Source organism: Mycobacterium sp. NGS41 (assembly GCF_059812725.1).
Window position 1 is genome coordinate 35,966 of record NZ_JCALDF010000013.1, and the last position, 21,666, is coordinate 57,631.

General features: G+C 64.9%; 16 protein-coding genes and 2 pseudogenes. 6 read left to right on the forward strand and 12 right to left on the reverse strand.

What is annotated here, in order from left to right; all coding sequences use genetic code 11:
• Positions 1–2: 2 nt before the first annotated feature.
• The gene (locus AC5Y21_RS14065) at positions 3–323 is read right to left on the reverse strand and encodes a cytidine deaminase-like protein (RefSeq protein WP_499913062.1); all 321 of its coding nucleotides are present in this window, start codon (positions 321–323) and stop codon (positions 3–5) included.
• A complete protein-coding gene (locus AC5Y21_RS14070; protein ID WP_499913063.1) occupies positions 316–1,608 on the reverse strand; it encodes a hemolysin family protein in 1,293 nt (430 codons plus the stop codon). Before AC5Y21_RS14070 ends, AC5Y21_RS14065 begins: the two co-directional genes overlap by 8 nt.
• Positions 1,609–1,985: 377 nt before the next feature.
• Between AC5Y21_RS14070 and AC5Y21_RS14075 the strand changes: the two genes are divergently transcribed.
• Positions 1,986–2,378, forward strand: coding sequence for a hemophore-related protein (locus AC5Y21_RS14075; protein ID WP_499913064.1), 393 nt, complete (start codon positions 1,986–1,988; stop codon positions 2,376–2,378).
• A gap of 132 nt (positions 2,379–2,510) precedes the next feature.
• Complete coding sequence (locus tag AC5Y21_RS14080; RefSeq protein ID WP_499913065.1) at positions 2,511–2,807, forward strand: hypothetical protein; 297 nt, start codon at positions 2,511–2,513, stop codon at positions 2,805–2,807.
• Positions 2,808–2,832: 25 nt separating this feature from the next.
• Here the strand turns inward: AC5Y21_RS14080 and ybeY are convergent, their stop codons facing one another.
• The 7 genes and pseudogenes from ybeY to hrcA all read right to left on the reverse strand — a co-directional run bounded on the left by ybeY (position 2,833) and on the right by hrcA (position 9,283).
• Entirely contained in the window at positions 2,833–3,366 is a 534-nt protein-coding gene (gene ybeY / locus AC5Y21_RS14085) for an rRNA maturation RNase YbeY (protein ID WP_499913066.1), read from the reverse strand.
• Positions 3,367–3,385: 19 nt separating this feature from the next.
• Positions 3,386–3,724: pseudogene (locus AC5Y21_RS14090) on the reverse strand (PhoH family protein); the annotation flags it as partial.
• Positions 3,725–4,801: 1,077 nt separating this feature from the next.
• A pseudogene (locus AC5Y21_RS14095) lies at positions 4,802–5,518 on the reverse strand (PhoH family protein); the annotation flags it as partial.
• A gap of 106 nt (positions 5,519–5,624) precedes the next feature.
• Positions 5,625–6,149 (reverse strand): hypothetical protein, encoded by a 525-nt coding sequence (locus AC5Y21_RS14100; protein ID WP_499913067.1) that lies wholly within the window; start codon positions 6,147–6,149, stop codon positions 5,625–5,627.
• 87 nt (positions 6,150–6,236) lie between these two features.
• A complete protein-coding gene (locus AC5Y21_RS14105; protein ID WP_499913068.1) occupies positions 6,237–6,995 on the reverse strand; it encodes a 16S rRNA (uracil(1498)-N(3))-methyltransferase in 759 nt (252 codons plus the stop codon).
• A gap of 23 nt (positions 6,996–7,018) precedes the next feature.
• A complete protein-coding gene (gene dnaJ / locus AC5Y21_RS14110; RefSeq protein WP_499913069.1) occupies positions 7,019–8,167 on the reverse strand; it encodes a molecular chaperone DnaJ in 1,149 nt (382 codons plus the stop codon).
• An 84-nt stretch (positions 8,168–8,251) separates the two neighbouring features.
• Positions 8,252–9,283, reverse strand: coding sequence for a heat-inducible transcriptional repressor HrcA (hrcA, locus tag AC5Y21_RS14115; RefSeq protein WP_499913070.1), 1,032 nt, complete (start codon positions 9,281–9,283; stop codon positions 8,252–8,254).
• 216 nt (positions 9,284–9,499) lie between these two features.
• Between hrcA and AC5Y21_RS14120 the strand changes: the two genes are divergently transcribed.
• The 3 genes from AC5Y21_RS14120 to AC5Y21_RS14130 all read left to right on the forward strand — a co-directional run bounded on the left by AC5Y21_RS14120 (position 9,500) and on the right by AC5Y21_RS14130 (position 11,422).
• Positions 9,500–9,814: a type II toxin-antitoxin system VapB family antitoxin gene (locus tag AC5Y21_RS14120; protein ID WP_499913071.1), complete on the forward strand. Its 315-nt coding sequence runs from the start codon at positions 9,500–9,502 to the stop codon at positions 9,812–9,814.
• 79 nt (positions 9,815–9,893) lie between these two features.
• The gene (locus tag AC5Y21_RS14125) at positions 9,894–10,508 is read left to right on the forward strand and encodes a carboxymuconolactone decarboxylase family protein (RefSeq protein WP_499913143.1); all 615 of its coding nucleotides are present in this window, start codon (positions 9,894–9,896) and stop codon (positions 10,506–10,508) included.
• Complete coding sequence (locus AC5Y21_RS14130) at positions 10,505–11,422, forward strand: sigma-70 family RNA polymerase sigma factor (RefSeq protein WP_499913072.1); 918 nt, start codon at positions 10,505–10,507, stop codon at positions 11,420–11,422. The genes AC5Y21_RS14125 and AC5Y21_RS14130 overlap by 4 nt, the downstream gene beginning before the upstream one ends.
• Here the strand turns inward: AC5Y21_RS14130 and AC5Y21_RS14135 are convergent.
• The gene (locus AC5Y21_RS14135; RefSeq protein ID WP_499913073.1) at positions 11,419–11,922 is read right to left on the reverse strand and encodes an MTB12 family secreted protein; all 504 of its coding nucleotides are present in this window, start codon (positions 11,920–11,922) and stop codon (positions 11,419–11,421) included. The genes AC5Y21_RS14130 and AC5Y21_RS14135 overlap by 4 nt on opposite strands.
• Positions 11,923–12,167: 245 nt before the next feature.
• Between AC5Y21_RS14135 and AC5Y21_RS14140 the strand changes: the two genes are divergently transcribed.
• Positions 12,168–13,547, forward strand: a complete 1,380-nt coding sequence (locus AC5Y21_RS14140) for a SagB family peptide dehydrogenase (protein WP_499913074.1) — start codon at positions 12,168–12,170, stop codon at positions 13,545–13,547.
• Here the strand turns inward: AC5Y21_RS14140 and AC5Y21_RS14145 are convergent, their stop codons facing one another.
• Complete coding sequence (locus tag AC5Y21_RS14145) at positions 13,548–17,093, reverse strand: non-ribosomal peptide synthetase (protein WP_499913075.1); 3,546 nt, start codon at positions 17,091–17,093, stop codon at positions 13,548–13,550.
• Positions 17,094–17,104: 11 nt separating this feature from the next.
• Complete coding sequence (locus tag AC5Y21_RS14150) at positions 17,105–21,649, reverse strand: amino acid adenylation domain-containing protein (RefSeq protein WP_499913076.1); 4,545 nt, start codon at positions 21,647–21,649, stop codon at positions 17,105–17,107.
• Positions 21,650–21,666: the final 17 nt, after the last annotated feature.

The following is a 21,666-nucleotide window of genomic DNA, read 5'->3' on the forward strand; positions in this document are numbered from 1 at the left end:
ATTCATAGCGGGTTTCCGGCGCGGTCGGTGATGATCATCGACGCCGTCGGCGATAGCTCGCGTACCGCGGCAATGCCGGGGTCGTCCGCGGACCCGGCGACCAGCACCACGGTTTCAAGCTGCCGCGCGCCGCTGGATGCGGCGGCGGCCACCGCTACCTGCAGGGCCGTCAGCTGCAGCGTCGACAAATTCACCGGCGCTGCCGCATACGTGCGGCCATCGGCATCACGGACGGCGGCGCCGCTGCCCGCTTCGGCGCGCGCCATTGCCGTCCGCGCCAGGACCACCAGCTTGGCGTCCTCGGCATCCAGCGGCTCAACCATCGTGTTCGTCCCCCTCCGAATCGGCCCGGCTCAGCAGAACGGTGCCGATACGCACCCGCCCCCGATGATCGGGGCCGCCTTCGGCGTGCAGCCGCAGGCCGTGGAACACAACTTCGGCGCCGGGCAGCGGGACGCGGCCCAATTCCAGAGCAAGCAGACCGCCCACCGTATCGACGTCGAGATCCTCATCGAATTCCACGCCGTACAACTCGCCGACGTCTTCGATGGGAAGCCGTGCCGAAACCCGGAAACGCTTGTCGCCCAAGTCCTCGACCGGCGCCGTCTCGGCCTCATCGTACTCGTCGGCGATCTCACCGACGATTTCCTCCAGCACATCTTCGATGCTCACCAGACCGGCTATTGCCCCATATTCGTCGACCAGCAGCGCCATATGGTTGCGATCGCGCTGCATTTCACGCAGCAGCGCGTCGAGTGGCTTGGAGTCCGGCACGAACACCGCTGGGCGCATCACCTGGGCCACCGTGGTGTCCCGGCCACCGTCGGCCGCCAAGAACGTATGCTGGACAAGGTCTTTCAGATAAACGACACCGACGATGTCGTCGACGTTCTCGCCGATCACCGGAATGCGGGAGTGTCCGCTGCGCACCGCCACAGTCGTGGCTTGGGCGGCCGGCTTGTCACTTTCGATCCAGACCATCTCGGTGCGTGGCACCATTACCTCGCGGGCCGGGGTGTCGCCGAGTTCGAAGACCGACTCGATCATGCGGCGTTCGTCGGCGGCGACCACGCCACGCTGCTGGGCCAGGTCGACGACTTCGCGCAACTCGATTTCGGACGCGAATGGCCCGTTTCGCAGGCCTGGGCCCGGGGTGAGCGCGTTGCCCACCACCACCAGCAGACGGCTCAGCGGCATCAATAGCCACGAAATCACCTGTAGCGGAAGGGCAGTCGCCAACGAGATGGAATACGCGTTCTGACGGCCGAGAGTCCGCGGGCCCACGCCGATGACGACGAAGTTGACTAGCACCATGGTGACGGAGGCGCCGAACAACCCCCAGTCCAGGCCGAAGTTGTCGTAGAGGAATACCACCAGCAATACCGTCGCGTTGATCTCGCAGGTGATGCGTAGCAGCACCACTAGGTTGATGTAGCGCGGCCGTTCAGCCATCACCTCGGCGAGCGCATCCGCGCCGGGCCGCCTGTCGCGCACCAACTCCTGCACACGGGCCAGCGAGACGGTGCTCACGGCGGCGTCGATCGCCGCGAAAAGCCCACTCAGACAGATCAACGCGATCGCACCGAGCAGCTGGTAGAGACCGGTCAACTTTCGAAATACCTCGGCTTGATGGTTAGCACTGTCACGCGCTTATAAGCCTACGTTGACATGAACCCGCAGGGGTACGGGCGGTCGTAAATCGAACGAATTGACCGCTCTGGGCCACTTCCACACCGCGCCGGTTCACACGTTCCATCCTCGTTGAGGCTCGACTGCTCGGCGCTCACCATCTCCAAACCCGAGAAGCGTTGCAGCACAGCAATGCTGCAACCGATGCTCGGAGTTGGCAGTCTCGCCCTTGCGCATTCACCCGAAGGCCAATTTGGCGTATCCCAGACGAGCAGTTGTCTATATCTGCTAGCTTGAGCCCGTCGACGGCCGCCATCGGTTGCGGCCGGTTTCATTGCCAAATGAAGGGGCCGGTTATGTTCCTCTCAGAATTCATTTTGCGCCGCGTGGTAATCGGTGCAATCGGCGCCGGCGCGGTCACCGGCACGCTGTTATGTGCGACCGCGGGGAACGCCACCGCCGATCCGGCCTCTCGCCCGCCCAACTGCACAGCTGCGGACGTAGCCGGTGTGGCAGCTGGTGTCGCGACGGCGCTCTCCACCTATCTGTTCACCCACCCGGACCTGAACGAGTTCTACTCCGGCCTCCAGGACCGGCCCAAAGAACAGATCCGCGATGACGTGCAGAACTACTTCGACGCCCATCCCCAAGAGCAAGCCGACCTCGAGGGCATCCGTCAGCCGCTGGCTGACATCCGAGAGCGTTGCCAGTGGACTCCATTGCTTGGGCAGGAAGGCGCCATTCCCTAGCGATTACGTCGGCCGAAATGACCGTGTTCAATTTCGTCGACACTTACCCAGCGCAATGTGCACGCTTTCACACAACAATCAACTGAAGTCCAGAACCAAAAGAAGTCCAGCCTGTGACGGAAGGAAGTCGCGATGAACCTGTGGGTGCGGTCATGGACTGCCGCGGGGGTAGCGGTATTGGCACTTACCTCGATTCCTGAGATCTATGCCGCGGTGCAGCCCTCCGGTGTGGCCAACGCCGACGTCTGCGCGAGCGTCGGTAGGCGTGTTTCAGTCAGCGGATGCACCAACGTTGCCGATACGGTCAACGCCTATGTTCCGCCGCCGGCCGCCTATGCGCCTCTGCCGCAGGACTTTCCGCCGCCACCGCCACCGGTGAGTGTCTGCGTTGGAGCCGGACGACGCGTCCACGTGAGCGGATGCACCTAATCGCGCCTCAGCTGTCGCCGCTTTCTCAGCTGTCGAAATACCTTGACTTGTCTAGCAACCGGCGATCCCGCTCTTCTTGACGGTCATGGCGGTAAGCCTCGACCTGGTCGGCGACCCACTCTTCGAGTAGCCGGTCCTGCAGGGCGAACATCTCCTTTTCCTCGTCCTGCTCGCCGTGATCATAGCCGAGGAGATGGAGCACACCGTGAATTGTCAGCAGCGCCAACTCATGTCCGAGACTATGACCCGCCGCGAGCGCCTGCTCGGCGGCGAATTCCGGGCATAGCACGATATCGCCAAGCATGGCCGGCCCCGGCTCGGGGGCGTCGGGGCGGCCACCTGGTTCGAGCTCATCCATCGGGAAGCTCATCACGTCAGTCGGCCCGGGCAGGTCCATCCAGCGCATGTGCAGGTCGGCCATCGCTGCGGTATCCAGTAGCACCATCGATAATTCGGCGGCCGGGTTGACGTCCATCTTGGCGATGACGAACCGCGCGACGCTGACGAGTTCCGCCTCGGAGACGTCGAGGCCCGACTCGTTGGATACTTCGATGCTCATAAGCTGCTCACGGCACTCATCATCGGCGACTACGGCCGCCTGACGCCCGCCGGGCCGCCCGATTCATGCCCGAACCGGGTTCCTCGTACTTCGCGTACGCGTCGACGATCTCCGAAACCAATCGGTGACGGACCACATCCACGCTGGTCAGCTCGGCGATGTGGATGTCGTCGATGTCCTCGAGAATGTCGATCGCCGCCCGCAGGCCGGATCTTGCTCCACCTGGCAGGTCAACCTGGGTCACATCGCCGGTGACGACGACCTTGGATCCGAAACCCAGCCGGGTGAGGAACATCTTCATCTGCTCGGCGGTGGTGTTCTGCGCCTCGTCGAGGACGATGAACGCATCATTAAGAGTGTTGTGCGTGACCAAGAAATCCTCGGTGACGTACAGCGAGTCCGCGGCCGCGACCTGGATACACACAGCCTCCTCGGTGCCCACGGGCTCGATTCGATCGATAAAGCGCATCACCCGCCCTCTGCGCGTCGCGTCGTACTTCGCGGCCTTACGAGCCAGCCGGAACGGGACGACTCCGTCGGGCAGACGGATGTCGAGCATATGCGCGTCCGATCGGTGGTGCACCGCTCGACCACGCGCCAGTCCCGGCTTGCGATCGGCAGCCACCCTGGTGCTCTGATAAGCGACGCCACCCAACGACTGAACCAAGAACGTCATGTCGTCACGCAGCCGGTCAGAGACCGTTACGAACTGAATCCGGCATGTCCGCCCCTGTTGAGCGACCGGTCCGCCGTCGGAGTCGAGCAGACCCTGCAAAAGGGCCAACCGCACATCCGGCGAATTGAAAAGGTAGTCCTCAGGGATGAACTTGGTGGACGACCGCGTACCCGCAAGCCCTAGCTTACGAAGGGTACTCGTGACCGGGTTCGCAATCGTGATGACTTCCCCCGGCCTAGTGACCCGGTTAAGTATGTAGTCCACCGCGGACTTCTGCCGCAATTCGATCCCTGGAATGAGACGTCCCAGGGCTCCAGCCAGCTCGGGATCGTTCGTCGCGAAACTCGGCGTCGTCGTGCACGTCAAACAACCGTCCCCCAACAGCAACCCAAGGGCATACGGGTCGAGCGGCACTGGGCGCGATTCGAAACGTACTGGCGCACTAAGTATTGGCAGTTCGTAACGGTGATAGTGGGCGGCGCGGAGGTTCCCGATCATCTCCTTCGTCTGCAACACCCGAGGCGGCCTGTTATGCCTCCGATCAGCACGCGTATAGACGGACCAGAGGTGATCACCAGACGCAAGTGTCGATGAACCGTCCTGCGCTGATACCCGATAGATCTGCTGGAAGCCCTGCGGATAAACACCCAAGACTTGCGTCGGACATCCGTCGGCGCCGATCACAAAATCACCGACCTGAAGCTCGCCGATCGGTCGAAACCCGTTGGGAGTCAGAACTTTTGTCGATAATGGTTGCGCCCTTCCGCGCATGTACCCCAGCGGCGCCACCTCAATGACACCGGCGGACATCAGCTTTGGGATCAACTCGGGGTCCATCATGTCGTACAGGGCGTCGTAGAGCGGCCGCAGATACGGGTCGATCTTCTCGCTCAGTGTGCCCGGCAGAAAGCCAAGGCGCTCACCGGCTTCCACCGCCGGCCGAGTCAGGATGATGCGGGTCACTTGCTTGGTTTGCAGCGCGTTGACCGCCTTGGCCATAGCCAGATACGTCTTTCCGGTGCCCGCCGGGCCCACTCCGAACACGATGGTGTTGGCATCGATCGCGTCGACATAACGCTTCTGGTTGAGCGTCTTGGGCCGGATCGTCTTACCGCGGCGCGACAGGATGTCCAGTGTCAGGACTTCGGCCGGCGACTCGTTGCCGGTTCCGACCAGCATGGCGACACTGTGCCGGACTACCTCCGGTGTCAGCGGCTGACCGGCGGCCACGATGGCGACCAGCTCGGTGATCGCCCGCTCGGCAAGTGCGACATCGGCCGGTTCTCCAGAGAGGGTGACGGTGTTGCCCCGCACATGCAGATCGGCGCTCAGCGTGCGTTCGAGGGCGCGCAGATTCTCGTCTGACGAACCCAGCAAGCCCACGACGAGATCGGGTGGAACATCGATGCTGCTGCGAACTTGAGCGTCGGCCTGCCGGGCTCCAGCTGCGTCAGCACTGGTCTCGCGGGGCGTCACGTGGTTTCCGATGCCTGCTTTCCGGAGTTTCTTGCGGGGACTCTTGAGCCGTCAGTCTACCGCCGGTCGGGGACGGCGTCCCACCGATTCGACGCTCGCGAGCATCTCAGCGCCCTAGCAGCGTATTGGCCGGCAGGTCCTTGTCCAGCACCTTGTGGGCCTGGGCAACACCGGTGACGGGCAACCGCGTCTCATCCAGCAATCCCACCTGCGCCAGCAGCGAGGCCTGGTCCCAGTAGATGCGTTCGTAGGCGACCTTGTCTCCGTCAAAACCCATCACCACGACCACCGGCAGCATGACCGCGCGACCGGAGGGTGCCACGCCGGGAAGGAAGGTCGGCATCGGGACGTCGTGCGTGAAGGACATGATCATCTCGTCGACGACGCGGTCGGTGCCGATGGTGCGACAGACGGGGATGATCGCAGTGTCAGCGGGCCAGTGCCCGACGAAGTAGTTGGCGTAAAAGTCGGCCACTTCGGCGGCGCCGACCCCGCCCATCATGGTGGGTACGTGATTGACGAACGGGTCGGTGGTCATCGTCGCCATGGTGGCGGCGACATCTCTGCCGACGAACTCGTGGGCGACATGCTCGTCGAAGATCGCACTCAGGTCATGGACGCTCCGGCTCATCAGGCACGCTCCCTTCTTGCCGTCGATTGTGAACCTGACGACGCGTCACCAGCGTGTCGCGTCGTCAGATTCACACTCGGCGCCTGCCTAATCCCATCGCCGCGTAAGCACACCCAGCGCGCCCAACGCCACCGCGGCCGCGGACGACGTGCGCAGCACGGTCGGACCAAGCCGGACCGCGACGGCGCCCGCGCCTTTCAGCGCGGCGATCTCGTCCGGTGCGATGCCACCCTCCGGGCCGACCACAAGCATCAGTGAACTTGCTTGCGCCACAGATACATTCGCAAAGGCATCGGTGAGCCGATCGGTCGCCGATTCGTGCAGGGCGAGCACGGCGGCACCGGCGGCCACCTCGTTATGGATTCGCTCGATCAGCGCCGCGGTGGATAGCACGCCGTCGACGGGCGGTATGTGAGCCCGGCGGGATTGCCGGGCCGCCGCGCGGGCGACGGCGCGCCACCGGCGCAGACCCTTGACGACCCGGGCACCGTCCCAGTTAGCCACACAGCGGGCCGCGTGCCAGGCCACGAACGCGTCGGCGCCGGCCTCGGTGGCCAATTCGATCGCCAACTCCGAACGCTCGGACTTGGGCAGCGCCTGCACCACCGTCACCGGCGGATGCCCGGGCGCCACACTCCAGCGCTCCAGCACCCGGGCGGCCAACCCATCGCGTCCGGCCCGCTCCACTTCGCAGCGCGCCAGGCCGCCCGCGCCGTCGCCGAGCACCAGCTGCTCACCCGGACGGATTCGGCGCACGGCGGCTGCGTGGAACCCTTCGTCGCCGGCTACGACCGCCAGGGCGCCGGTTTCGGGCAGTGCATCGACGTAGAACAGCGTCGCCACCATGAGCGCGCCTCCGAAAGCCAGAACTAGCGGCCGGTGAAGGTCTCGCGCAGCCGGCTGAACAGTCCGCCGCTGCCGTTGTGTGTAGAACGGACCTCGGCCACATCGCGGCTGCGGCGACCCTTCAGCTGGCGCAGCAATTCGGCGTCATGGTGGTCCAGCCGGGTGGGAACCACCACCTCGACGTGCACGTGCAAATCGCCCCGTGTGCTGGAACGCAGCAATGGCATGCCGTGACCACGCTGCGTGATAACCGAACCCGGTTGCGTACCAGGCGGAATGGTGATCTCACTCGGTCCGTCCAGGATGGCGTCCACGGTGATCGTGACGCCCAGCGCAGCGTCGACCATCGGTACCGACACCGTGCAGTGCAGGTCGTCGCCGTCGCGCACAAAGATGTCATGGGCTTGCTCGTGGACCTCGACGTACAGGTCGCCCGCCGGTCCGCCGCCGGGTCCGACCTCCCCCTGTGCGGCGAGCCGGACCCGCATCCCGTCACCGACACCGGCGGGGATCTTGACGCTGATCTCCCGGCGGGCCCGCACCCGGCCGTCACCGACGCACTGGTGGCACGGATCGGGAATCACCACTCCGACACCGCGACAGGTGGGGCATGGCCGTGACGTCATCACCTGACCCAGCAGCGACCGTTGCACGGTCTGCACCTCACCGCGCCCACCGCAGGTGTCGCAGGGTATTGGCGCGGAGTCGCCGTTGGTGCCCTTGCCCTGACACCGGTCGCACAACACCGCGGTGTCCACGGTGACCTGCTTGGTGACACCGGTCGCGCACTCCTCGAGATCGAGCCGCATCCGCAGCAGCGAGTCCGAACCCGGCCGGACGCGGCCGATGGGACCCCGTGATGCCGAACTCCCGCCGAAGCCGCCACCGAAGAACGCCTCGAAGACATCGCCGAGGCCGCCGAAGCCGCCGAACCCTCCGGCCGACGCGCCGGCGCTTGCCAACGGGTCACCGCCCAGATCGACAACCCGGCGTTTCTCCGGGTCGCTCAGCACCTCGTAGGCGGCGCTGATTTCCTTGAATTTCGCCTGCGCGGCCTCGTCGGGGTTGATATCGGGATGCAGTTCGCGCGCCAGCTTGCGATAGGCGCGCTTGATCTCGGCGTCGCTGGCGTTTCTGCTCACGCCGAGCAGCCCGTAGTAGTCGCGTGCCACGCCTGTTTCTCCTATGCCGGGGGTCCTGTGCCGCGCTTTACGCGGCCGTCCACAAATCTGTAGATGGTGCCAAAGGGTGCGCAGTCATCGGGCACCCAGAACTTCGCCAATATAGAGAGCAACCGCAGCCACGCTGGCAATAGTTCCCGGATAGTCCATCCGAGTGGGCCCCAGCACGCCCATGCCGCCGTACACGATGTCCGAGCTACCGTAGGCGGTGGTCACCATCGACGTGCCCGCCATCTGCTCAGCCGCCGTCTCATGACCGATGCGGACCGTGACCTTGCCGGCCTCCTGCTGGGCCGCCAGCAGCCGCAGCACCACGACCTGTTCCTCGAGCGCTTCCAGGATGGACCGCAAGGAGCCACCGAAGTCGGCGGCGTTGCGGGTCAAATTGGCGGCGCCGCCCATCAGCAAGCGTTCTTCGGTGTGCTCCACCAGCGACTCCAGCAAAACCGTCGCCGCGCGGCCGACGGCGTCGCCCAGCGCGCCGGCCCCGTGCAGCTGCCCCGCGAGGTCGGCAACGGCGACGGATGCGGCCGCGAGCTTCTTGCCGTCCAGGGCCTGGCCGAGCATTTCACGCAGCTGCGATAGCTGGTGATCGTCGATGACATCGCCGAGCTCGACGATGCGCTGGTCCACCCGCCCCGAATCGGTGATGACCACCATCAGCAGCCGGGCAGGCGTCAGCGCGATCACTTCCAGGTGACGAACGGTCGACGTCGACAACGTCGGGTACTGAACGACAGCCACCTGGCGGGTCAACTGGGCCAGCAGCCGTACCGCACGGCGCAGCACGTCGTCGAGGTCGACGCCGGATTCCAGGAAGCCCTGGATCGCGCGCCGTTCGGCCGACGACAGCGGCTTGACGTCTTCCAGCCGGTCGACGAATTCGCGGTAGCCCTTCTCGGTGGGGACCCGTCCCGAGCTGGTGTGCGGCTGGGCGATATACCCCTCGGCCTCCAGCACGGCCATGTCGTTGCGGATGGTGGCGCTGGACACGCCCAGGTTGTGCCGTTCCACCAGCGATTTAGACCCGATCGGTTCCTTGGTGGCGACGAAGTCGGCGACGATGGCGCGCAGCACTTCAAAGCGACGCTCGTCGGCGCTTCCCATCGGCTCCTCCCCTCCTCGGCACGGCTTAGATCGGATCCATTTTACGGTCCCGAAAGGCTTCGACCTCACCAGTGGGAGGGCGAGCAGACGCAAAAGCTCCCTTTTCGTCGGCGTGTTGGGGACTTTTGTGTCTGCTCGCCGGGACCGCGGGTGACCGGCTAGCCTGTCCACCATGGTTTCGCCGGGTCGCGGCAACGCGTCGGAAACGATCCACGAATGATCTTCAAGGGCGTGCGGGAGGGCAAGCCGTACCCCGAGCATGGGTTGTCCTACCGAGACTGGGCGCAGATACCGCCACAGCAGATCCGGCTCGACGAGTTGGTGACCACGACGACGGTCCTTGCCCTGGACCGTCTGCTCTCCGAGGACTCCACCTTCTACGGCGACCTGTTTCCGCACGCGGTGCGGTGGCGGGGCATCACCTATCTCGAGGACGGATTGCACCGGGCCGTACGCGCGGCGCTGCGCAATCGCACCGTGCTGCATGCCCGCGTGTTCGACATGGACCTTCCGCTCGGCGAGCAGACCTGAATCGAGGGCCGGTCACGTTTGAGCGCCGCCGGGTGTCGACTTAGTGAGAAGCACTGAACTCGACCTTGCGGAGGACGTCATGCCCCGTCTCAACGGAGTCTCGGACCGCGACGCCGGCCTGAGCGCCAAGATCGCCTTCTTCTTCACCAAGCGGAAGCTGGCGAAGATGGCCGGACTCAAGGACCTGAATGACCTGAATAACGACGAGATGCTCGAACCGCTGCGCATGTACGCACACATTCCCAGGCTGCTCAACGCCTACGGCCGGCTGGAACAGGCCGAGTCGAAGCTGGATGTGCTCAGTCCCCGCCACCGCGCACTGGCCGAGCTGAAATCGGCGACGACGGTGCGCTGCGAATACTGCATCGACCTCGGTTCGCAGATCGCCCGCTCTTGGGGTATCACCGACGACGAGCTCATCGCGATGGCCGAATACCGCAACGCTTCGTGTTTCTCCGAGGTCGACAAGCTGATCCTGGAGTACGCGACGGCGGTCAGCCGCACGCCGGTCGAGGTGAGCGACCAGCTTTTCGAGGCGCTGCGCAGCCACTTCGATACCGCTGCCCTGGTGGCACTCACCCACGTGATCACGCTGGGCAATCTTCGTGGCCGCTTCAACGTGGCGCTCGGCATCGGATCGTCCGGCTTTTCCGGCGGCAGAGTGTGCGCCCTGCCCGACGCGGGCCGCGGATGACCGCCCGCGAGACCGCTGGACAGACCGCCGCAGCGGCGCTGACGGCCCGTTTCCAGGCCGCTCGACCGCAGCTGGGCGCCATCGCCTACCGGATGCTGGGCTCGATCGACGACGCCGAGGACGCCCTGCAGGAAGCGTGGCTGCGGCTGAGCTCTCGCGCCTCCGAGGACGAGGCGGTCGACGAGATTGAGAACCTGGACGCGTGGCTGACCACCGTGGTCGCGCGGGTCTGCCTGAACACGTTGCGGCAGCGCCGCACCCGCACCCGCGAGCAGCTGGTCGCACATCTGCCGGATCCGATTGTCGAAGCCGAAGGCGAATTCGACCCCGAACACCGCGCGATGCTGGCGGACGCGGTGGGCATGGCGCTATTCGTGGTGTTGGACACCTTGTCGCCGACCCAACGGCTGGCGTTCGTACTGCACGACGTTTTCGCGGTCCCGTTTGACCAGATCGCACCCATCGTCGACCGATCGCCGGAGGCCACCCGCAAGCTGGCCAGTCGCGCCCGGCGGCGCATCGAGCAGACGGATCCGATCCCCGACGGCGATATCGCCAGCCAGCGCGAGGTTGTCGACGCCTTTTTCGCGGCTGGGCGCGCGGGCGACTTCGACCGGCTGGTGTCGGTGCTGGACCCCGACGTGGTGTTGCGGGGTGACTTCGGGGCGCATGCCGACGGCTTCCGCGCCGACGGTGCATCCGCGGTGGCCAAGCTGGCCCGCAGTTACGCCGGACCCGACCGCGAGGTGCACGCCGCGACGATCAACGGCACCGCCGGTGCGGTCATCGTTGTCGCCGGCCGGGCGACCGCGATCACGGGATTCGTGGTGCGCGACGGCCGGATCACGGCGATCGACGTGCTGGCCGACCCGGAGCGCATCGCGCGGATCGACTTGGGTGCGCTAGCCGGTTAGCTGGTCGATGCCTGTATCAGTGCGATCGCCGAGTCGTGCTGCATGATCCAGTTGCCACCTTGATCGATGAACAGCAGGTGCTTGCTGACCGGCCCGACGAACTTTGGACCCGAGATCGCAACGTCGGCCTGGGCCGTGTTGGGACCGGCCGGCGCGATGTTCGTCACGGCGAACGTCTCAGGAAACTTCCCGTCCCGGTACGCCTTTCTCAGGTCGTGATCGGCCGTGTGGCCCTCACCCGAACTGATGCCGTTTTCGACCAGATTCTGCTTCGTCGTGTAGGACACACCGGGATCGGTGACCTGGGTGCAAAGGTTGGACAGCTGATCGGGGGTCGGCAGGTTCTGCGCGGGGTCAAGCGGTAGTGGCGCGCCGAAGGCCGCCAGCTGCACCGGAGCCGAAGCAGCCGGAACGAACGCTATGGGTGTCACGCCGACAGCTGCGGCTCCAATAGCGCCCACCGCCGCCGCGCTGGTCGCGATCGATTTAATGGTCTTCACGGGCTAGTGCCCCCTTCGGTTAGCACGGAACGTCTGTGGTTGATGTGTCCCACGTCGCGATTGTGCACTTTGTCACCAGGGTTTCGATAGTGCCGCCGGGTTACGGTAGAAAAACGTAGGCATAGGATTCACGGCGTGTCTGTGGAATAGCTGTGCAAGAGGTCCGGATTTGCTGGGTATATGGCGAACCTGCGTCGAGGGCCTGGCAACAGTGAACGCGAATCGATGACGGAGGGGGTCGCGGGTTGCCCGCCATCAGATACCCCGATCAAACGAGGTATGCGTTTCGTCCCGGCGTCACCTGTGTCACCACCCCCGCCGGAGCCGTACTTCTGAATCCTCCGCGCAACGAGAAGTTGACCCGATTGAGGCCGGGTCAGCTGCGCGCGCTCAAGACCCTGAACCTGGGGCCGGCGACGGTTTCCGAGCTGGCGGGGAGCTCGCTGCCGGCGACGGACGATGTCGGCGGTTTCATCGATCAACTCGCCGCGGCCGGCTGGCTGACGGTCACCGTACGCGATGACGACAAGGACCGGTACACCATTCTGCCGTTCGGGCGGCCCCCGCCACGGCCGGTCCGGGCGCCGGACTCCGCTGTGTTATCGAAATTTGCTGTGCTGCACCGTGATTCAGAGGGCTTTCTGCTTGAGCATCCGCTGGCGTGGTGCGACGTTCGCATCCATGACCCACGCCTGCTCGTGCTGCTCGACCGGCCCGAAACCAACGACTCCGAACTGTCCGCCGCCGTCGCTTCGCAGTTCATCGAGGACCTGCGATGGAGCGGCATTTTCGTTATGGCCGGCGACGAAGACCGCGGCTTCGACGCGCTCAGCTGGAGCGCACCAGATCTGTGGTTTCACCGGCGAAGCACGCTCGGTGAACGCACCGTCACCTGGGAGCATTTCGGTCCGACCAAGTGGGCCAAAGGCCGATTTCCGCAGCCACCCGCGCGCCGGCCGGACTATCCCGGTGAGCCCATCACCCTGCCCGCCCCGGATCTGACGGCCAAACGCACGCAAGATCCGACGCTGACCACCGTTCTCGAAGATCGGGTCTCCACAAGGACATTCGACGACACGAACCCGATCACCATCGAACAGCTCGCCGAGTTGCTGTACCGCACCTCGCGGACCCGCAGAACACAGCCGGTCGGGGCGGACGAGGAACTCCTGTCCCGCCCATACCCCTCCGGCGGCGGCATCTATGAGCTCGAGCTCTATCCAGTGGTGCGCAACGTCGCCGGCCTCGAACCCGGCATGTACCACTACGACTCGTTCGATCACGTGCTGCGGCCGGTAGCGGCAGCGGATTCACGCGCTGTATCGCAGCTGATCAAGCCGGCTGCGGCGACGCTCACCGGCGGTGCGGAACCGCAGGTGCTCGTCGTCATGGCCGCGCGGTGTGGCCGCATCATGTGGACGTACGAACAGATCGGCTACGCCGCCATTCTCAAGGATGTCGGTGTGCTGATGCAGACCATCTACTTGGCCGCCACCGCGATGGGACTTGGTGCCTGCGCTCAGGGATTCGGCGACACCGCGGCGTTTGTCGCGGCCACCGGAGTCGACGAGCGGCAAGAGTGCAGCGTCGGCAGCATGATCATCGGCTCCCCCGCCGCCGGCTGATTATCCTTCGGCGAGAACCTCTTCGTCGGTCAGCGCGGCAACGTCAAGGTAGTGGCGTGCAATGACGGCGAGTCGTTCTGGTGTGCCGCGCTGGGTTTCCCGGTCTTGGAGACGCTCGGCAAATCCGGCCACGGTCCGGGTCGCAAACAAGTCCGCGACCAGCGCATGGTCGATTTGCAGCCAGTCGCGTACCCGCGCGACGACAGTGGTAGCCAACACCGAATCGCCGCCCATTGCGAAGAAATCCTCGTGCACGCCAAGCGAAGCCTGGCCGGTTCGGCCCAGCACCTCGGCGACGATTTCCGCCAGCGCTGCCTCCACGTCGTTGCGTGGGGCACCGTCAAGCTCCTGCATGCCTTCGGCGTCCGGTTCCAGCAGCGCCGCCACGGCGCGGCGGTCCAGTTTGCCGTTCGAGGTCAACGGAATCTGCTGGAAGAAGACGGTTCGCGTGGGAACCATGTAGCTGGGCAACAGATCTGCGACCGCCGCCGTGACATCGCCGACCTCTTGTGGATCGCCGGCGATGGCGGCCACCAGCTTTGGTGCACTTTCGCCGACGACGGCCGAGACGGCATGGCGCACCCCGGGCACCGTGCGAAGCGCACTCTCCACTTCGCCCAGTTCGACGCGGTAGCCACGAATCTGGACCTGATCGTCTGTGCGGCCGAGGAATTCGATGGTGCCGTCAGGCCAATATCTGGCCATATCACCCGTTTTGTACCAGCGAATACCATCATGCTCGACGAAGCGCTGCGCGGTCCGTTCCGGGTCATTGCGATAGCCCGCAGCGACATTCGCGCCACCGACCCAGAATTCACCCGGCACCCAGTCGAGGCAGTCGCGGCCCGACGGAGAAACCACGCGGCACCGAACGTTGCGTAACGGAATGCCGAACGGCACTGTCGCCCAGTGCGCCGGCGGTTCGCCGACCACTTCGCAGATCGTGTTGTGGATGGCCGTCTCCGTCGCACCGCCCAGACCGGAGAAGCGGCAGCCCGGCACCTGCCTGGCCAGCCTGCGGGCCAAGTCGGCTCCTACCCAGTCGCCACCCAGAGTGACGGCCCGCAACGAATCGCCCAGCCGATCGCCGCCGAGCTCCAAGATCATGTCCAGCATGCTCGGCACGCAGTTGAGGATCGAAACCCGATGGCGGCGCAGTAATTCCACCCAGGTGGTGGGATTGGCCTTCTGCTCGGCATCCACAGTCACCACAGAGCCACCGGCGGAGAACATGCCGAAGATGTCGTACACCGAGGCGTCGAACTCGAGGGCGGACAGGGCGAGCACTCGATCGGTGCTGCCGACCTCGAACCACTGGTTCACCGCATCGATCGTGTTCATCGCCGCGCTGTGCGGCACGTCTACTCCCTTGGGCAGTCCGGTCGAGCCGGACGTAAAGATCACGTAGGCGATCTCATCGGTGTCGGGGAAGACCGGCTGCTGCAGCGGCTCGGGATATTCGCGGGCCAGCTCGATGGACACGCACGAAATATCCGGTCCCATGTCTGATGGTGGCGACCCGCTGCGCCCGGCTGCGCCGTCGAGCGTCAGCGCCGCAACGATGTCGGCGGTCTGAAGAATCTTTGCGCGCCGCCCATCGGGCTGATCGAAGCCGATCGGCACATACGTCGCGCCGGCGGCAAGTACCCCGAGTACCGCAAGGACTTGATCCCGACCCTTGGGTAGCTGAACGGCAACCGCATCACCGGGGCGTACACCGTTGGCGCGCAACGTTCCTGCGACTGCCAGCGAGCGCTGCGCGAGATCCCGGTAGCTCCAGACCTCGGCATCGCCGGTGTCCGATATCACCGCCGGCGCGTCCGGGTAGGCCGCGGCATACTCGAAAAACCCCTGGTGTAGGCAGCGTCCGCTGACCGGGCCGTCGGTGGCGTTGATCGCCGCGCGTACCGTCGCCTGGCTACTCGGCAACCGCACCACCGCCTCGGCGTCCCAGCCCGCATCGCCCTGGGCGAGCCGATCCACCGCCTCGGTGTATCTGGCGAACATGGCATCGATCACGCCCGGCGGGAATGCCGACTCGCGGACGTCCCAGTTGACGAGCAGGCCACCGCGAAGCTCCGTGACCTGGGCATCCAGCAACACCTGCGGCCCTTGCGAGATGATCCACCCCGGCTCACCAAAGGTGTCGATCACGTTTTCGGCGAACAGCTCGCCGAGATCCAGCGCACTGGTGAAGACCACCGGCGCCAGCACCGGCTCATTGCGGTACCTTCCCAGATCGCGAAGCACCTCGAGTCCGGAATATGCTGCGTGGGAGCCGCTTTCATACATGGTGTGCTGGATCGCACGGGCCCGGTCGATGACCGAGACGTTTTCGGTGACGTCGACCTCGAGCATTATCGACGAGGTGAAGTCTCCGATCACCCGTTCGATGTCGGGGTGCGCCGACTCGCGGTGAAACAACGGAACATTGATCAGGAACCTGCTCTGGGCCGACCAGCCGCCGATGGTGTCGGCGAACAGCGCCGCCAGGGCCGTGGCGGGCGTGACCCCGCGCTGGTGTGCCCCGGCAACCAGACTCAGCTTTGCTTCCGGCGTAAGCCAGTGGTGGTAGCGGACCGTGCGATGTGGCGCTGTGCGATCGCCCACCGGAACCGTCGGAAGCTCTGGTGCGCCGGGCATCTCGGGCAGTCGCTGCTGCCACCAGTCCCGGTCCCGCTCGCGTGCTGCGTTGTCTTCGGCGCGCTCGGTTCGGTAACGCCGGTAGCTGTAACCGGGCGTGGGCACCGTCGCGCCGCGATACAGCTCCGCCAGATCCGAGACCAGCACCCGGTAGCTCATGGCATCGCCGGCCAACATGTCAATGTCGAGGTGCAACCGGCTGCGACCTTCGTCGCACAGCGTCAGCGTGATGTCGATGACCTGTCCGTCTTCGATCGCCAGGCGCTGGTGTGTTTTACGGTCGCGCAGCTCCGCCAGCTCGGATTCGACGCTGCCGGAGTTCTGCCCGCGCAGATCGACGACGGCGAACACCGATCTACCTGGCTGCGGCATTGTTTGTTGCGTCCCGTTGGGGAGAAAACGGGTGCGCAGCATCGGATGCGCCGCGACCAGCTTTGACACCGCTCGCTCCATTCGGCCGGGATCCATCGCACCGCAATCGAATTCGACATACAGGTGGGCTGCGACACCGCCCAGCTCCTGTTCATCGGAGCGACCTATCCAGTACGCGTGCTGCATGGCGGCCAATGGGAACGGGGCGTCTTCGGCCACCGGCTCGCGATCCGGCTGCTCCGCTCCGGTCGGGTCTGACGCGTTCGCCGTCGCATCCACCTTGCCGGCGTCCAGCAAGCCATGCCAGGAGTGAACCGTCGGACTCGCAGCGAGTTCGGCGAACGTGACCGTGGCCCCGCATTTGCGCCAACCTCCTGCCAGCGCCATCATGCGGATCGAGTTCAGACCCATCTGGATGAGGTCGTCGTGGTCGGCTACGTCAGTGGCAGCACAACCGAGTTCAGCCGCGACCGTCGCCCTGATCTCATCCCTGCTGATCAGTCGTTCGCCATCGCGCTGCAGCCGGTCCATGCAGATCCTTTCTAGGCCAATGCAGCTGCGAGTGCTGCGATCCCGCGCTGCCAGTAATGCGTCAGACGCTCGATGTCGGAGCTTGAGAACAGTGCATCGCTCCACAGCCAATTGGTCGTCAGTTCCAAGCCATCCGGGGTGGCACGTACCAGCGCGCCGATGTAGAGGGCAACCCGGAGTGGCAGTTCGGGCTCGGTAGCGACTGGCAGTGCGTCGAGTTGGGGTCCAGCAATCGGTGCCCATGGTTGATCTTCGGCACCGCTGAGATCCAGCCGCCCCATGTAGTTGAACATGATCTGCGGCTCGGGCGCGTCCCGCAATTCGGTAACACCTTCGATATACCGAAGCAGACCGTAGTCCAGGCCGTCGTTCGGCATCGCGGCGAGATACGCTGTCAGCGAATCGAGCAGCTTCCGGACCGCGCCCGGATCCGCTTCGGCTCGCTCCACATCGACTGCCGCCGCACCCATCCCGAGTCGCACCGGATATGCCGCGGTAAACCAGCCGACCGTGTTGGTCGTGTCGGTGTCGAGGACCGCATCGGCACGTCCATGGCCCTCCAGAGCTAGCAGCGAGCCCGATGCCGGATCTTGCCCGCGAGTACCACGCCAACTCGCAATCGTCATTACTATTGCGGCCAAGAGGAATTCGCGCACGCCCTCGTCTCTGGTGAGCGTCGTCAATACCTGCTCGGTGACCTCCACCGGTGTGACGATCGGGGTGGCTCTGACACTGGCCCACGTGTCACGAGTCGGATCAGGAAGCCGTTCACCCAACGCCGGATCCGGGTCACGAACTTGCGCTATCCAGTAGTCGCGTTGGGCCTGCACTTCTTGTGCGCCGGCCCGCTGCCACATCAGCTCTGACCACCGCCGGTAGGAGCTGAACTCCGGCAACGGCTTGGGCGCCGTGCCCGATTTGAGCGAACGCCACGCCTCCGCGACATCCCCCAGCATGATGTGCCAAGACACCACATCCACTGCCAAGTGATGCGCCGCGATCAGCAGCACGTCGCCGCGCTGAGGACCGGAGAGCCAGGCGGCTCGCACCATCGCGCCTACCTGTGGATCAATCTCATCGATCACCCGGCGCGCAACGTGACTTATAGCTAATGACAGTTCAGCGTCAGTCGAATCCGGTAACTCGACGCGGGTAATCAAATCAGCGGCACGGACCGCACCGGGCTCGCGGGTGACCAGGCGCGGTCCAGCTGAAGTCTCAGTCAGGATCGATCGCAGCGTGTCATGTCCGTCGAGCAACAGCTGCAACACCAATTCTATTGTCGGCCGGTCGATCTCGACGGGCAGTTGTAGCAGCATGACTTGGCTGAGGCGGCGATAGTTGCCGTATTCATAGAGCCACGAAACAATCGGCAGCGGTGGAATTTCACCGTATTCGACGCATTCTGCAGCCGCATCGGAGCCCATACCAGCGTCGATAGCGGCCGCAAGCTGACGGATCGTCGGGGCAGTCAACACCATGCGTGGGTTCACCGGGATGCCTCGCCGGCGTGACTTGTGCACCAATGAGATCGCCAGAATGCTATCCAACCCGAGCGAGAAGAAGTCGTCGTCGATGTGCGGCGCCACGCCGTTGAACTGCTCGGCGAAAACTTCGCACAACAGTCGCTCGGTCTCGGTGGATGCCGACGCCGCACCATCCCCGGTGACCTGCGCGAGCGCCTGGTCGGCCAGCAGGTCCAGCGCATGCCCGTCCAGCTTGCCGTTGGCGTTTACCGGCAGCCGGGGCAATGCCACGATCCGGGCCGGAACCATGTACAACGGCAAACGTTCGGTGAGCTCGGTGCGCAGCCCGGCGATGTCACCATCCATATCCTGTTGCCAGACAACAAATCCCACCAGAGTAGTCCCGCTACCGCGACGCAGCGTTGAGACCGCCGCGTCGTGCACCTCGGGCCATTCGCGCATGACCGTCTCGATCTCGCCGATCTCGACGCGGTAGCCGCGAATTTTGACCTGCGTATCGCTGCGTCCCAGGTACGCGTACCCGCCATGGGGCAGGCGACGCACCAGATCACCGGTGCGGTACATGCGCTGGCCCGGGCGCAGCGGGTCGGCCACGAAGCGGGCCGCGGTCATCGCAGACCTGCCGGCATAGCCGCGGGCCAGCTGTTCGCCGGACAGATAGAGCTCACCCACCACCCCGTGTGGCACCATCCGTAGCGCGGTATCCAGGACGTAACCAAAAGTTCCCGCGTTCGGTGTGCCGATCGTCGGTGCCTGATACTCCTTGACCGGTGCCACCACCGCCTCGACTGTCATCTCGGTGGGCCCGTAGCAGTTGTAGACCTCGGTTTCGGGTAGAGCTCGCAACCGGTCCCACAGTGGGGTACCGATCGCCTCGCCGCCAAGCGCCAGCACCGGCAGAGCTTGATCCAGAAGTCCAGCGGCGCCGAGTTGCACCAACATCGATGGGGTGGTGTCGATCATGTCAATCCCCTGCGAGACAATGCCTTTCACCAGCAGATCCGCGTCGCGCATCTCCTCGGCGTCGAACAAGTGCAAGGCATGACCGTCGAGCAGGCCCACCATGGGCTGCCACGAGGCGTCGAAGCTCAGCGGCCAGGCGTGCGCGATACGCAACGGCCTTCCTAGCCGCGCCGACGCCGCGGAGTAGACGCGCTCGCGATGGTCAGCGAAATAGCTCAGCAGCGCGGCGTTGGTGCCGATGACGCCCTTGGGCTCACCGGTCGAGCCGGAGGTGAAGATGACATACGCACTCTGCTCGGGATGACGTGAAATCGTCGGTGCGATGCCAGAACTTCGCGAAATACGCTCGGCCACAGCGGAGTCGTCGAGGTCCAATATGGGAGTGTCTGCATCGACAAGCTCGGCGCAGCCGGCGTCGGTAATGGCCAGCGCCGGATCGGCTTGGCGGAACATAGATTCGATGCGGGCTCTCGGGAGCGTGACATCGACCGGCAGATAGGCACCACCGGCGGCCAGCACGGCAAGAATGGCGACAATCGATCGTGTCGAACGTGGCAGCACCAGTGCCACGATTGTTTCCGGACCTATCCCCCGCTCGGCCAACACGCCCGCCAAGCATGTTGCCTCAGCGTGCAATTCGGCATAGCTGTAATGCTCACCGCCACCGGCGCTGAGTGCGTCGGCGTCCGGCATGGCGTGAACCTGCCGCTCGAACATTTCCCACACCGTGGCGCTCTTCAGCGTGGGCGCCGCGCACGTCGCGATATCGCGGAACTCGGCACGCTCGGCCAAAGTGAGAATATCCAACGCGTCGGGCGGGTCGTCCCCGATATCCGGTAGCTGGCGCAGCACGGCAAGCAATCGCTCGCCTATCGCTGCTGGCGGAAGATGCGGCAGTGCGTCGCGAATCGCCTCGACGAGCACCACCAGCGCGTCGTCTCGCAGGTGTGAGACCACGGTCAGCGGATAGTGCGTCAGGCTTTCCATCTCCACCGGACAGAAGCGCGCGCCGTCGGGTGTGCTGACCGGACGAATTGCGTCCTCGATCGGTGCGTTCTCGAAGACAAACATGGAATCGAACAGCGTGCCGCGGCCGTGTTCGCGCTGGATCTCCGACAGGCTCAGATAGCCGATGTCGCGCATCGCCGACGATTCACGCTGCAGCCGGGCGCACTGGTCGACCACCGGCAGGGTGTTGCTCAACCGGTACACGACCGGCACGGCGTTGATGAACAGCCCGACCATGCTCTCCACGCCAGGCAGGTTCTCCGGACGGCCGGAGACGATGGTGCCGAATACCACATCGCGGCGGTCGGTAAGCCGGCTGAGGACGACGGCCCAGGCGAAGAGCACTGCGGTATTGAGCGTGAGGCCATTGCGACTTGCCCACTGTCGCAGCCGAGTCGTAGCGGCCGCGGGCAACAGCAGTTCCGTCTTTTCCGGTACTACGTTACCGGCTGCGAGGGTACCGTCGGCCACCATGAGCGGTCCCGACGCGCCTCGCAGATACTCGTCCCACCGGGCGATCGCGGCCTGCCGATCCTGCCCGGCCAACCAGACGATGTACTCGCGGTAGGGACGTGGCTCCGAGAGCCCATCGATCGATCCGCCCGCCCGGTACACGGCGAGCATCTCGGTGAAGAACACCGCAAGGGCCCAGCCGTCCAACAGAATGTGGTGCGCGGTGAAAATCAGCCGCCGCCGAGTCTCGCCGGGCACCGTGAGCAGCACCACCCGTAATGCGGGGCCGCGGTTCAAGTCGAACGGACGACGACGCTCCGAGCGTGCGATGGCCTCGAATTCGGTTGGCGTCGCAATCCGTTCGGACCACGGCAACTCGGTATGGGTGGGCACAATCTGCACCGGCTTCGGCACATTGCGATCCCAGAACGCGGCGCGCAGGTTCGGGTGCCGGACCAGCATCGCTTGAGCGCTGCGGCGAAGCAGCCCGACGTCAACCGGGCCGTCGACGTCGATAACGAATTGCATGTTGTACAGGTCGATGCCGTCGTCGGCCAGGCGGTATAACGCGAACAGCCCTTCCTGCAACGGACTCAGCGCAAGAACGTCCTCGATCTCTGCCGGCGGCAGCCTCACTTCAGTCATCGGCGCCTCAGCGATGC